Source organism: Azospirillum sp. TSH100, assembly GCF_004923295.1.
Lineage (GTDB): Bacteria > Pseudomonadota > Alphaproteobacteria > Azospirillales > Azospirillaceae > Azospirillum.
In genome coordinates this window covers 555,001-567,811 of the sequence record NZ_CP039636.1, presented here as the reverse complement: position 1 = coordinate 567,811, position 12,811 = coordinate 555,001, and the positions used below count along the sequence as shown (strand labels likewise).

At 64.9% G+C, this 12,811-nt stretch carries 7 protein-coding genes, 1 tRNA gene, 2 rRNA genes and 3 pseudogenes (1 of these 13 cut by a window edge); 6 read left to right on the top strand and 7 right to left on the bottom strand.

Annotation, left to right across the window (positions count from 1 at the left end):
- Positions 1–608: 608 nt before the first annotated feature.
- Positions 609–1,285: pseudogene (locus tag E6C72_RS32340) on the top strand (IS701 family transposase); the annotation flags it as partial.
- Between the two features lie 12 nt (positions 1,286–1,297).
- On the opposite strand, the gene E6C72_RS20150 reads toward E6C72_RS32340, so the two are convergent.
- A protein-coding gene (locus tag E6C72_RS20150) for an IS630 family transposase (RefSeq protein ID WP_109443539.1) occupies positions 1,298–2,364 on the bottom strand; the annotation gives its coding sequence in 2 pieces (ribosomal slippage) (positions 1,298–1,876 and positions 1,879–2,364; 1,065 coding nt in all).
- A gap of 92 nt (positions 2,365–2,456) precedes the next feature.
- Between E6C72_RS20150 and E6C72_RS32335 the strand changes: the two are divergent.
- A pseudogene (locus E6C72_RS32335) lies at positions 2,457–3,002 on the top strand (IS701 family transposase); the annotation flags it as partial.
- 155 nt (positions 3,003–3,157) lie between these two features.
- Here the strand turns inward: E6C72_RS32335 and E6C72_RS20140 are convergent.
- Complete coding sequence (locus E6C72_RS20140) at positions 3,158–3,445, bottom strand: hypothetical protein (RefSeq protein WP_042444273.1); 288 nt, start codon at positions 3,443–3,445, stop codon at positions 3,158–3,160.
- A 430-nt stretch (positions 3,446–3,875) separates the two neighbouring features.
- Here E6C72_RS20140 and E6C72_RS20135 point away from each other — a divergent pair.
- Positions 3,876–4,357: pseudogene (locus E6C72_RS20135) on the top strand (transposase); the annotation flags it as partial.
- A gap of 649 nt (positions 4,358–5,006) precedes the next feature.
- On the opposite strand, the gene E6C72_RS20130 reads toward E6C72_RS20135, so the two are convergent.
- Both E6C72_RS20130 and E6C72_RS20125 read right to left on the bottom strand, forming a co-directional pair.
- Positions 5,007–5,363 (bottom strand): hypothetical protein, encoded by a 357-nt coding sequence (locus E6C72_RS20130; protein ID WP_042444280.1) that lies wholly within the window; start codon positions 5,361–5,363, stop codon positions 5,007–5,009.
- A 99-nt stretch (positions 5,364–5,462) separates the two neighbouring features.
- Entirely contained in the window at positions 5,463–8,216 is a 2,754-nt protein-coding gene (locus E6C72_RS20125) for a MobA/MobL family protein (RefSeq protein ID WP_109443541.1), read from the bottom strand.
- Between the two features lie 535 nt (positions 8,217–8,751).
- Between E6C72_RS20125 and E6C72_RS20120 the strand changes: the two genes are divergently transcribed.
- From E6C72_RS20120 to E6C72_RS20110, 3 genes are all read left to right on the top strand, one after another.
- On the top strand, positions 8,752–9,576 hold the full coding sequence (locus tag E6C72_RS20120) for a hypothetical protein (RefSeq protein WP_247882151.1): 825 nt from the start codon (positions 8,752–8,754) through the stop codon (positions 9,574–9,576).
- A gap of 81 nt (positions 9,577–9,657) precedes the next feature.
- Positions 9,658–9,918, top strand: a complete 261-nt coding sequence (locus E6C72_RS20115) for a hypothetical protein (RefSeq protein WP_109156595.1) — start codon at positions 9,658–9,660, stop codon at positions 9,916–9,918.
- The gene (locus E6C72_RS20110) at positions 9,915–11,591 is read left to right on the top strand and encodes a recombinase family protein (protein ID WP_109443544.1); all 1,677 of its coding nucleotides are present in this window, start codon (positions 9,915–9,917) and stop codon (positions 11,589–11,591) included. Before E6C72_RS20115 ends, E6C72_RS20110 begins: the two co-directional genes overlap by 4 nt.
- Here the strand turns inward: E6C72_RS20110 and E6C72_RS20105 are convergent.
- The 3 genes from E6C72_RS20105 to E6C72_RS20095 form a co-directional block, all read right to left on the bottom strand.
- Positions 11,548–11,624, bottom strand: a tRNA-Met gene (locus E6C72_RS20105). The genes E6C72_RS20110 and E6C72_RS20105 overlap by 44 nt on opposite strands.
- 76 nt (positions 11,625–11,700) lie before the next feature.
- Positions 11,701–11,816, bottom strand: a 5S ribosomal RNA gene (gene rrf / locus E6C72_RS20100).
- A gap of 148 nt (positions 11,817–11,964) precedes the next feature.
- Positions 11,965–12,811: ribosomal RNA gene (locus tag E6C72_RS20095) — 23S ribosomal RNA — on the bottom strand; it runs 1,900 nt beyond the window's last position.

Here is a 12,811-nt window from a genome sequence, read left to right as displayed (position 1 = left end):
CTGTGAGGGAATGACATTGGGCCGTCCCGCCCTTGAAGATGCGAGCTCCAGGTCGGTCTTTCATGCTAAAATCCTTTGGGTGCAGCGGCATGTGTGCAATGCATCGTTAAAAGGGCTTCCGACCGAGGCCCTTGAACGCGACGAACCCTATAACTTACACAACAGGGCCGTGTATCAGGACGAAAAGCAAGACTGTCAGCACGACGGCGACCGGAATCACCACCGGTGGCACGAAATATGCTTTCACGGCATTCCATAAGGATAAAGAGCCGATGTCTGTCGGGGGAAGGTGCATTGTCATGCTCCAAATGTTCGGCGGATCGAACCAAGGATGCCGCGATGGCTTCCTCCTTGTTGCGCCGCGCTTCAACGTTTGCGATGTCGCCTATCGAGGAAATGGTGATGAAGCGGGGTCGATATTGTGGCGATTCCGACATATGGACCCTTGCGCCGCAAAACCATGTACAATGGATTCCAAGAATAGTCCGCTCGATCACCGTGTGAGCGGTCTCTGCCCATCTTTTGACATTGCAGTTGCGATGGATCGGCCTCCTGCCTGTTGAGCAGACTTTCGGAGGTGGCCATGTCCAGTTTTTGCGGTCGAGAACCTGCTGGGGCTATGGTCAGATGAACTGCGTGGAACCAAGGCCCGGCTCCGGCCACTACTCTTGCAGTCCGGCACGGCGGCATCAGCCGGCGCGTTCCTGGACGGGCTGCTCGGGCCGGAGCGGCGCAAGACCGGGTGGATGCGCGCCGAAGCTGCATTTGATACATGACCCTGGCGTCAGCAGGCGATGCTCGGCCGCACCTCCTGGGATGCCGACGCGCTGCGCGACGTGGTCCTCGACTATGCGCTCGATGCCTTTGCCGAACCCGATGCCACTCTCGTCATCGACGAAACCGACTTCCTCAAGCAGGGTAGAGCCTCCTGCGGCGTCGGGCGCCAGTACACTGGCTCAGCGGGAAAGATCACCAACTGCCAGATCGGCGTCTTCGCCATCTAAATTTCGTCCAAGGGCTACGCCTTCATCGACCGGCGGCTCTACCTGCGCAAGGATTGGACAGGTAACCCAGAAGACCGCCTCGCCAAGCCCCACGTGCCCGAGGACATGCGCTTCGCCACCAAGCCGGCCATAGCTGCCGCGATGGTACGCCGGGCAATCGACGCGGGGGGGCCTTTCGCTTGGGTGGCAGCCGACAGCGTCATGGCGTCAGTGAACTGGAGATGGTGTTGTGCCGTGCCGGCAAAGACTACGGGCTTGGCGTGACCGGCAGTCACGGTTTCATACCGCCGTGCCTAAGCATTGACACATGGGAGCCACGGGTAACTTGTGAGGGAGCGCAGTCGCTCCGGTGTGGCGGTGAGGGCGTTCCAGGCGTCACAGCAGGCCTGGACGACGGCGTCGTAGTCGTCCAGGAGTCGGTGGGACAGAAAGCGCTCGCGCAGGTACAGCCAGACGCGCTCGACCGGGTTCAGTTCGGGGCTATAGGGCGGCAGCGGCACCAGCGTGATGTTGCCCGGCACGACGAGCGCCCGCGATCCATGCCAGCCGGCCTGGTCGAGCACGAGCACCGCCTGGACGTCCGGTTCCAGGCTGCGGGAGAAGCCGCCCAGGAACAGGCTCATGGCGGTGGTGGAGACGGTCGGCATGACCAGCGCGAAGTCGGCGCCGCTGGCCGGGCAGGCAGCGGCGTAGAGGTAGGCCGAGGTGAAGCGCTTGTCGCACAGCCCGGCCGGACGCTGCCCGCGCTCCCACCAGCGGTGCGCGGTGCGGCCCTTCTGGCCGACGCGCGCTTCGTCCTGGAACCAGAGTTGGAGGCGACGCTCCGGATGCGCAGCGGCCGCGGCCTTCAGCGCTTCGCGCAGCCCCTTTTTTGGAAGGCGGCCTGGGCCTTGGCGTTGGACTGCGGATGGCGGGGCCGCGTCTTCTGCTTCGACAGGTTCAGCCGACGCACGATGCGCGACAGACTGGCCGGATGCAGCGTCTTGGCGAAGCGTTCGGCGATCACCTCGCACAGGATCGGCAGGGTCCATTCCACGCAGCCGTGCCGTCTCGGATCGGGGCCGGCCAGGATGATGGCCTTGAGCGTCGCCTGTTCGCCCTCGCTCAGCCATTCCGGCCGGCCGGGCAGTGGACGATCATAGAGCCCGGCGACGCCTTCGGCGTTGTAACGCACCACCGCATCGCGCAGGGCTTGGCGGTCCATGCCGGCCAACCGCGCCGCTTCCGCCCGGCTCACCCCGTCGAGCGCATGGGCGATGGCGAACATCCGGGCCGCCACCCGCCCTTTGTGCTCCCGCCGCGCCAAGGCACGCAATTCGCTCGCGCTCAAGTCTTCCCGGATCGGCAACGCCGCTGGCATTCGCTCCCCCCCATCGCGATGGGGTATCGAATCACGGATTGCCGGCCTTGGGAATCCCTCTCAGTGAGTCAGCGGCTCCGCTCACCGGTATCAATTCCTGGAGCCCGACATTGTCGGTGTCTGGCACCGCCGAGAAGGTCGCCAGGGAGCTGCCGGCGGAGAGCTGGATTCGCTTGTCGGCGGGCAACGGCACCAAGGGGCTGCGGCTTTATGACTGGCCCTACCTGGAATTGGCCGATTTCGATCCTGAGATAGTTGTAGTGCCGACCAGTTTTGGCCTCTTGACGCGCGATCTGCTGTTAATGCGACGCCCCTTTGATGAAAAACTGTCATTCTTCACAACCTAGTGCCGGCACGGTACGCCGGTGGACACATTAGTCCGAGTCGAGGGACAACGCTGGTTGATCGAGGACGCCTTAGAGACGGCGAAGACCGGGCTGGAGTTGGATCACAACGAGACGCGGAGTTGGCACGGCTGGCACCGACACGTTTCACTGGTCATGCTCGCCTTCGCCCTGCTGGTCGTGGTCCGACACAAGGCCGATACCCTTGCAACGCCCCCAAAAACGATGAGGAAAGTTCCTCGCTCATGGTCCATTGGTCGATGCAGGAGATCCGTCGTGTTGCCGACCGCCTGACCCAACGGCGGATCGAGCCCGCCGACGTCATCGCATGGTCAACTGCGAGGCGATGCCATCAAGCACTCGCCTGCCAAGCTCACCGTAAAAAAGCGCAACTGTAATGCCCAAAGCCTGCTCAACAGGCGGGAGGTCAATCCATCGCAACTGTAATGTTAAGACCGAGGTTTAGCCGCAACGAGCACGGCACGTTCATGCGCGCTGACGCAGCGGTCCGCCGCCGAAACGGCCTCGGCCATAGCTTGCTCCTCCGTGGCCGCGATCCCGCTTTCCCGCGGGACGCGATCCGGATCCAGCGGCACCACGACGGACCAGATCCAGCCGCAACCCTCGTGGTAATCCATCTCAACCACTTCTGCTTCGACGCCATGGATGGTGGCGCGTCGGCAGCGAAGGCCATCAAGCGCATCCAGCCTGTACCGGCGCCACGAAATCTTCTGCATACGTCTTCTCCACAGCGAATCGTTTACGGGTTTAAGGCGTGATGGCAAATGGCATAGTTGGTGAGGAAGGATAATAACGAAGCCAAGGCACGTCAACCGCAGCACGCCCCTATTATCTCTCGTAAATCATAGTGGACCGGCGGAGAATTTTCAAAGGATTTTGATCCGTTGCAGCACATATATTATATAGCGGTCAAAATTATATTTACCGTTCTGTTGAACGGATGAGATTTATTATTTGCTTGTTTTGTCCGTTGCCGTGGAAACCGTCATGTGTGAACACCGCTGGACCCAAGGAAAAATGAGGTTTGAGCGATACCGTCAAGTTCGGGCTGGCCGGGGCATAAGGGGAAATGGGTGATAGGCCGATCAGGCGGCGTGCTGTGACACGGCATCGGTGACCTTGATGCCGTCACGGAATGTGACGCCGCGGATGCCGGAACTGGCGCAGCGGGCGCCGCAGGGTCTCGTCGACCGACTCCGTCTGTTCGACGAGGAAATCGACCGGCTGGAGGCGGGTATCTGGAGTGGGATCGCGCCAGAGACGTGAGCCGCCGCTTGGCGACGATACCCAGCATTGGGCCGATCACCGCCAGCCTGATCGCCGCGGTAGTGTCGGATGGGGCGTTGTTCCGATCGGGCCAGCAGTTCGCCGCTTGGCTCTGGCTGACGCCGAAGGCGCACAGCAGCTGCGGCAAGGACCGTCAGGTCGACATCGGCAAGCAGGGCGAAGGCTACCTCCGTCGCCTGCTGGTCGCCGGCGCCACGGCGATTGCGGCTGGCGCGCCAAGACCACGCGGCCTGCTGCTGGGCGGCGAAGCTACTGGAGCGCAAGCCAGCCAAACTCGCCGCCATAGCGCTGACCAACAAGACCGCCGGCATCGGATGGAGGTGCTAGGGCGCGGTGGGAGCTGCCATGGCAGCGTTTGTCCGGCAAATCGGAGATCATACGGAAATGCCGGACAAAGCCTTTGCGATCAACGTCTTCTTGGAAAATTATCTCTGGTGTTTTGCCCTCAATTGGTCATCCAGGGAGCGCATGCGGTCGCCGTGACGCGTCAAGCCCAACTCAGGGCCGTCGAATTGGCGAAACAGAACGCTCCCCGCCACTTGGATCGCAACCGGCCAGCCACCAATCTTGCAAGCCCCGTCGGACGCAAGGACCGTCTCCGACGCTGCGGCGAGGATCGGCAAGGTTGGCAGACTGTGACCTCAAAATTTCTCGCACGATCAAAGGCTTGCGGATTGACCATGGATCGGCAGGCACATCGGCAGAATTCCGGACGCTGTTGTGGGAATCAGCAACAAGGCCAAGGGGTTAGCGGATTGGACGATCGGCAGATGTTGAACGGAGAGGCGGGACAACTCAGCTGGACACTCCGGTCCCGCCGGGATGACAGCCCTTCCGTCCAGTTCTGTATGCAGCCGCGTTCGGGACCAGCAACGTGCCCTGCCGAAAAGAAAGCGCCGTGCCCGATGGGTCGAGGCAGGGAGGCCGTATCAGGACGGAGCGCGGTGGGTTCCTTCAGAGGGATGCACCAGGACGCTCCGGCGTCCCCACCTACTGCGCAGCACCCTTGCTCACGAGATGCACACGGATGACGGGCCGATCGAACCCGCGCAGCAGAAGCAAACCGGCATCAAGGGCTGCGTCGAGGTCTTCCACAACGTCGAAGATGTCCTGCACGGTCAGGGAAAGCCGGTAGTCCATCGCCTCCGCTGCCTGGACGATCATGTCCAGCGTCCGACGGTCGGCGGCGCCACGCTGCCCGCAGGCCCAGCGCTGCAGGGTTTCCTGAAGCCAGTCCACGAACTTCATCGTTGCCGCGCTCTTTTCCGCCGGAAGCACACGGATGATCGCGTCGTCTTCGATGCACGCGGCCAGGGCTGCGCCGCTCCGAACTGGGGTGGTCATCATCACGGGTCGTCCTGAGTTGCGACCGCCCGGAGTGGCGGCCCGCAGGGCAAGCCGCCACTCCGGGTGGACGCAACGCCGACGCGCTCCGACCGCAGCCTGTCATCTCACATACTCGTCAAGGATCCGGGGCTTGGACGGCTGGAGAGGCTGCAGGGCGACGCCACGCTGCCGCGCAACCCTTGCGATGACCGAATAGGCGTGCCGGTGTTCGTTCCGGCGCCCCTCCTCGCCCGCCTCACGCGCTGCCCGTTCGGTCACCAGCGCGGCCTCCAGGAAGTCGTCCTTGCTCATCGCGCTGAGCCGCGCCTCCAAGGCCTTGACGGCCTCGGTCGCGGCGCTGGTCAACCGGACGGCGCCCGCCACTGCGTCCGATGGCCGCGGCTTCTCCCCTGTCATGACCTCCAGCGACTCCTGGGTTGTCGCGGGTGGCTTCACGCCGCCCATGATGGGCGCCGCTTCCGCGTCGGGCTTCACCTTGTCGGTGCGGCCAGTCCGTTGGCCTTCCTCCTGCCGCGGGCTCCTGTTTGGCGCCTCACCGCGCGCTGGAGCATCATCGCGCCGGCTGGCGAGCGCAGAGGAAAGATCGCCCGGCTCCTTGCCATGACTGATGGCATCCATCAGCCGACGCCACGCCGCCTTCGCCGGTTCGACCAGCCCGGCCTGCCGGGCAAGGAGCATCACCAATCGCCGGCCGTGGCGAACCAGAGCCTCGTAGGCGCGTTTCCATCCCTGCGCTTCCAGTTCCGCCTGCTCCCGGCTGGCGCGCTCCCGCACAAGCTCCGCATCCCGGCCTTCGATCGCCGTCGTGAGGATCGCCAGAGCCGCCGGAACCCGCTCGGCAGCGGCGCCGCGGAGGTGCACACCAAGCGCCCTCACCGGCGCGTCCAACAGGGTGGCCACCTCATCCAGTGCCTGGTCACGGTTCGCCTGCGCAATCGCCCGCAGCCGGGCGCCGGGTTCACTGGGCAGGCCCTCCGGCGTCAGACCCGCTGCCCGCGCCGCCTCCGCCACGGCGTCGGCCTGTTGGCTGGCTGCCTGCGACCGCTTGCGCAGCTCAAGCGCCAACTGTTCGTCGGCAGCGTCGATGTCGACCGCCTGCCGCACGAGGCGGAGTGCCTGTTCGGCACGGTGACGCGCTTGCCGATCTTCGTCGGCCTGCCGGGCAGCCGCCGCTCCCGTGACGGTCGCAGACTCGGCGCTGCGCTTCGCCTCGGTCAGTTGCTGCCGCAGTGCCGTCCTTTCCGCGCGCAGGGCTCCACAGTCCGCATCCGTTGCCCGACGCTTCTGCTGCTCCTGCGCCAGGGCGGCCTTCGTACGTGCCAAATCCTTGGTGAGTTCCTCGGCGCGGGTGTCCGCCGACGCACGCGCCTGCTGCTCGCGCATCAGCATGCCGCGCGATCTCTCGTACGCGATCGCCATGGCGCCGCGGGCGACGGTGACGATGCCATCGGCCAGAGAGGCCGCGGCATCCGGCTGCGCCTGCCCGGTCGCCGCCGCGATGGTCGCGACACTCTGCGTGGCAGCGTCAAGTTCCTCCCGTAGCCGCGCCGCGTCCGCCGCCGGCTCCGGCACCGTCGTCATCCTGTCGCTTGCATCAGGAACGGCGATCCCGATGGTGCCCGGTTCGGGCGTACGCGCTTTCCGTTCCGTGTCGCGGGTCTCCAGGTAGTCGAGCACCATCGCATGTATCCCGCTCCACAAGCGGCGGTCATGCCAGTCAACGACAACACCGGGAGGAGCTTCGACCTTCACCATCCCACCCGTTTCCCGGCTGAAGCGGACCCCTTGCCCTTCCAGCTCTTCGATCCGGACAACGGCCCGAGCCAGACGCACCGACTTTTCGTCTGGCGTTGCACGTCTGGACTTTTCGAGCTCCGCCACGATGGCATTGAATTCATGAGGCATGACGTCCACTCCTCCAAAATTCAGAGCGCGCCCCTCGACGACCGGGTGATAGGCCGGACCGAGCGGCACTTGGCAAAGCGGCTCAGGGATTGGACCGGCGGCGCCGAGGTCCTGCTGTTGACGGTGGCGATGCCACTTCGACCGCTGAGATACGCGATGGGTCGCCCCGGTTTCGGCCAAGGCTTCGTTGCACAGCCGCTCCCACAGCTTGCGGCTTCCGATCAGAAGGGCCTTCCGCGACAGGTCGCGGTCCTTCGGGCCCAGGGCGCCGTCGACGAGCGGGCGCGTCGTTGCCAGAACATGCGCGTGCGGCTGGTAGACGACGAGGTGCCCGTCGGGCAACTCCAGGGCGTGGGGGCCGTCCACTGGTGGAGTGCTGGGGACACGGGCCACTGGGATCACCGGCCACGCGGGATCGACCGTGTTCGCCAACCTCTCGGCGGCGGCCGGCACCCTGGGGTCCAGGGGGCGCCCGTACAGATGGATCGCAATGTCGGCGATCAGGTTGCGTGATCCGAGGTGCTCATCAACGAAGCGCTCCACCGACCGGATCGACGTCGCGATGGGGACCTCACGGCTGAGCGACAGCGTGTATTGCAGCGCCAGCGTCGCGTCACGGCGCCGTTCGCTGAGTTCCACCCGGGTCCACAAGGTCTGCCGGTCGGCGCACCAAGCGGGCGCGCCCGCGGGCACGCGGATGTCGGTGTGGTGAACGCCCGACTTGCCCGTGAAGTCCGCAACCGCCGACACAGGATCCTGCCCCTTCGCCGCCCACGCCTCCCGCAGGTCGGCGCCGATGGTCAGACCGACCCCAGCTTGGTAAGCGGCCGCTGCGATGACGGTGCGGAACCGTTCACCGGATTGATAAGCCGCTGACGCTCCGGCTTTCGCGCCGGCGCCACGGGAGAGCATGCCCTGTTCGATGCGAAAGTATCCCAGGTCCGCCACGGCATCGGCGCCTCCACGCCGTCGTCGATCCGGCAACCGGCCCTGGCCGGCCCCGGAGGCGTTGCGGCCCGCCGCAACGCCTAACTGCACACTTCATCGCTCGAGGCTGCCCGTGGCGAGGGCCGGAGGTCCGACGCCCGGGTAGCCTGGCTCGGAAGGAAGCCTATGGAGGGTTCCGCCCCGCCGCATCGGGCGCCGGGCAATTTTCTGCACCGCCTGGGTGAAATGGCGGACCTGAGCGGCCCGCAGGCGGAGGGGTGGGATCGACGTGGTTGGCGACGGTAACACCGGTATCAGGTGTCGCTACCCGGTAGCGCTACCGCGGTATCACCTCACCATCGGCCGGCTTGGACCGGAACCGTCAAGATTCCGTCGCCGCAGCCCTTTCCTGGCATCGCAACTCATCCAGATACTCAGCCGGCCGACAGCACGGCCGCCCAAACCGTAGTCCCCGCAGAGGTTCTGGATGTCCTGCTCCCAGCCCACCCATCCCCTGATCACGCACGAGTCCGTCTCGGAAGCGGTCAGCAAGATCGTGTCGAAGGACCACGCCTATCCGTCATACCGCCGCATCCGCGCCGAAATTGGCGGGGGTTCCCTGCGCGACGTATCGCGCTTCATCCATGACATCAGGAAGACCGCCCCTCACCTCTTCGTCATTCAGAAGGGCGCGGTCAGCGCGTCGCGCGATGCGTTCGCGGGAGGGCCGGTCGACGTCAAGTCCTGCGCCGCGGCCGACCAGATGCGGTGCGACATCGACGGCGCCTTGACGGCCTTCATCGCGTCGATCGACGCCATGCGGCAGGAGGAGAGGCTCCTCGCCGCGGAGCAGCACACCACCGCGCTGGCAGCCCTGCAGAGCGAAAGCGCGGCTTGCCGGAGCGAACTGCACACCCTGACGGCCGAGATCGCTGAACAGGAGCAGGGCTATGAGGATCTGGCGCAGGAACACGACCGGATCATGGAAGACCGCAACCAGCTGGCGGTGACGGTCGCCGAGCAGGGCGCGGCGCTGACCCGGATGTCCGCGGAGATCAAGGATTGGCAGCGGCAGGCGGCGGACGCGCAAGCCGCTGTGGAGACCGTGAACCGCCTTCTGTCGGAAGAAAAGGCTGCCCTCCTTCGCTCCTCGCTGCAGCTCGACCAGCTGCGTTCTGAACTGACCGACAAGCATCAGGTGGAGCAGGCGCTGGACGAAGCACGCCGCGAGAACGCCCGCCTGCGGGGGCGGCTGGAGGTTCTGGAGCCGTTGGCGGCGACGCTCGCGGCATCCGCCCATCGTGAAGCCGGTGGCAAGGTGAAGCCCGGCAAGCAGGGCTCGTTGGGGCTGCCGGCCATGGCCGCGCCGCCCGGTTCCTGACCGCACCGATGACCGGGTTGGCGTCGACGACGCCGATCTGCCGCTGTGTTTCCGCTCCTGCCGCCGTCGGACCATATCGTCATGGCCGCTCCCACCATGGACTTTCCACCCGTGCCCCACTCCACCGACTCCACCGCCGCGACGACGACGCCCGCTGTCCAGCCGCCCCAGCAGGAGCCGCGGACCGTTCCGCTCGAGAAGCTGCTCGGATTGGCCCGCATTCTGGCGCGCCATGAGATGCGCCGACGGCCGTCCCAGGCCGGCTTCATGACGTTCGCTGCCGGCCTCGCCCTTGTTCTTCTCGCCGCCCTGATCGCGTTCTCCCTGAAGGCCTTGCGATGACCGTCCTCCAGCACCCCCGGCTCCGCGCCGTGATCTACGCGCGCTACTCGACCGACAAGCAGCGCCAGGAATCGATCGCCGACCAGATCGAGCTGTGCCGGCGTTACGCCGTCCAGCAGGGCTGGGACGTGGTGGATACCTACACGGACGCCGCGATCAGCGGCGCCTCCCGGCACCGCCCGGGCTTTCTGAAACTGGTGGATGACGCCGGGCGCCGCCGCTTCGATGTCGTGGTGTCGGAGGGCATCGACCGTCTGGGCCGACGGTTGGCGGACACCTCCGATCTCTATGACCGCCTCAACTTCCACAATATCAAGCTGTACACGCCGCACCTCGGCGAGATCACCACGCTCCACATTGCCATCATGGGCATGATGGCGCAGGTACAGCTCAAGGAGACCGGTCAGAAGACCCGACGCAGCCATCTCGGCCTCGCCAAGGAGGGACGTATTCCCGGCGGCAAAGCCTATGGATACGACGTCGTGGACGGCGACAAGGACGGTGGCGGTTACCGCCGGATCAATGCGGACGAAGCCGCCGTTGTCCGCCGCATCTTCACGCTGTACGCCGACGGCATGAGCCCCCGCGCCATCGCCCGCCTGTTGAACGACGAGAATGTTCCAGGTCCCAGGAGGAGAAAATGGGTCGATACCACGATCCGCGGACAGGTCGCCCGCGGGACCGGTATCCTCAACAACGCCAATTATGCCGGCGTCCTAGAATGGGGACGTTGCGAGTTCGTCAAGGATCCGGGCACCGGCAAGCGCGTCGCCCGCATCAACCCTCAGGAAAAGCGGGAGATTGTCGAAGTCCCCGAGCTGCGCATCATCGACGACGTTCTATGGAACCGCGTCAAGGCGCGACAGGAGGCGGTTGCCACCGAGATCGGTCGGGATGAGCAGGGCAACGCTCTGAACCGCGTGCATCGGCGGCGCTTCCTTCTGTCCGGCGTGCTGGTGTGCGGCGTCTGCGGCGGCCGCTACACCATCATGGGCAAGGACCGCTACGGTTGCGCCGGCCACCGGAATTCGGGCACCTGCCCGAACGACCGCACCATCAGCCGGCAAGCGATCGAGGGCCGTGTTCTTGCCGGGCTGAAGGAACGCCTGCTCGGCGCCGACGTGGTCGCCGCCTTTATTGAGGAAATGGTCGTGGCGCAACGGCGTGATCAGGCCGAGGCCCGGAACGGGCGCGGCGACCGGGAGCGCGCCCTCGCGGGCATCGACCGGAAGATCGCGTCGATCCTGGAGGCGGTGGAGAACGGGATGTACAGCCCGGCTCTGAAGGAGCGGCTGTCCGCGCTGGAGGCCGAGCGCGCCACGCTCGCCGCCGAGATCGACGCCCTGGGGACGGAGGCGCCGGAGATGCTGCTACCGGCCAACCTGCCGGAGCTGTACCGGCGGAAGATCGCGGAGCTCGAGTCCGTGCTCGGCGACGGCGACGAGGGGATGGCCGCGATGGAGATGATCCGGTCCATGGTCGACCGCGTCGTGCTGTCGCCCTGCCCCTGGGGCGCCGGGCTGGAGGCGCAGCTTCATGGCGACCTGCTGGCGATCCTGGAGGCGTGCGCCGAGGCGGACCCGAAACGCCGACAGCCCGCCTCGTTGGAGGCGGGCTGTCAACTGTCGGTGGTTGCGGGGGCAGGATTTGAACCTGCGGCCTTCAGGTTATGAGCCTGACGAGCTACCGGGCTGCTCCACCCCGCGGATGTTCGAGTGTGGGGTAACGGACTGTGAAGATGCAAGGATGAGCTTTGTGTTGAGCGTCTCTTGAGGCTGAGTGACCTGGCGGCGACCTACTCTCCCACGTCTTAAGACGCAGTACCATTGGCGCGGAGGCTTTTCACGGCCGAGTTCGGGATGGGATCGGGTGTTTGACACCTCGCCATGACCACCAGGTCACCCAGGCTCAAGACCGACGCTGTTTTTCCGAAGCTTGTAGCTTGTTCAGTGCAAGTGAGGGAGGAGTATCGAACTGCGGCGCGTGCTGTCAAGCTGCTGTTTTGTGAGCAGGCTTGCTGCTGCGCATGGCGCGGTTTGTGGGGTCGAGATCAAGCCGATCGAGCGATTAGTAAGGCTTAGCTTCAGGCGTTGCCGCCCGTCCACATGCCTCCTATCGACGTGATGGTCTGTCACGGCTCTCAAGGGAGCTCTGGTTTAGAGGTGGGTTTCCCGCTTAGATGCTTTCAGCGGTTATCCCGTCCATACTTAGCTACCCGGCCATGCCACTGGCGTGACAACCGGTGCACCAGAGGTATGTCCATCCCGGTCCTCTCGTACTAGGGACAGATCCTCGCAAAACTCCGACACCCACGGCAGATAGGGACCGAACTGTCTCACGACGTTCTAAACCCAGCTCACGTACCACTTTAATCGGCGAACAGCCGAACCCTTGGGACCTGCTCCAGCCCCAGGATGTGATGAGCCGACATCGAGGTGCCAAACGACTCCGTCGATATGGACTCTTGGGAGTCATCAGCCTGTTATCCCCGGCGTACCTTTTATCCGTTGAGCGATGGCCCGTCCACGTGGAGCCACCGGATCACTATGGCCGACTTTCGTCTCTGCTCGACTTGTCAGTCTTGCAGTCAGGCGGGCTTATGCCATTGCACTCGACGAGCGATTTCCGACCGCTCTGAGCCCACCATCGCGCGCCTCCGTTACACTTTGGGAGGCGACCGCCCCAGTCAAACTACCCGCCATGCAGGGTCCCGGACCCGGATAACGGGCCACGGTTAGATGCCAGAGACTTCAAGGGTGGTATTTCAAGGTTGGCTCCACCCGGGCTGGCGCCCAGGCTTCCAAGCCTCCCACCTATCCTACACATGAAGTCCCTAGCACCACTGCAAAGCTGTAGTAAAGGTGCACGGGGTCTTTCCGTCTGACCGCGGGAA

Coding starts and splice junctions, on each gene's coding strand:
- E6C72_RS20115 (WP_109156595.1), top strand. CDS start 9,658: ATGGCCGCTCCCACCATGGACTTTCCACCCGTGCCCCACTCCACCGAC.
- E6C72_RS20130 (WP_042444280.1), bottom strand. CDS start 5,363: ATGATGACCACCCCAGTTCGGAGCGGCGCAGCCCTGGCCGCGTGCATC.
- E6C72_RS20140 (WP_042444273.1), bottom strand. CDS start 3,445: ATGCAGAAGATTTCGTGGCGCCGGTACAGGCTGGATGCGCTTGATGGC.
- E6C72_RS20110 (WP_109443544.1), top strand. CDS start 9,915: ATGACCGTCCTCCAGCACCCCCGGCTCCGCGCCGTGATCTACGCGCGC.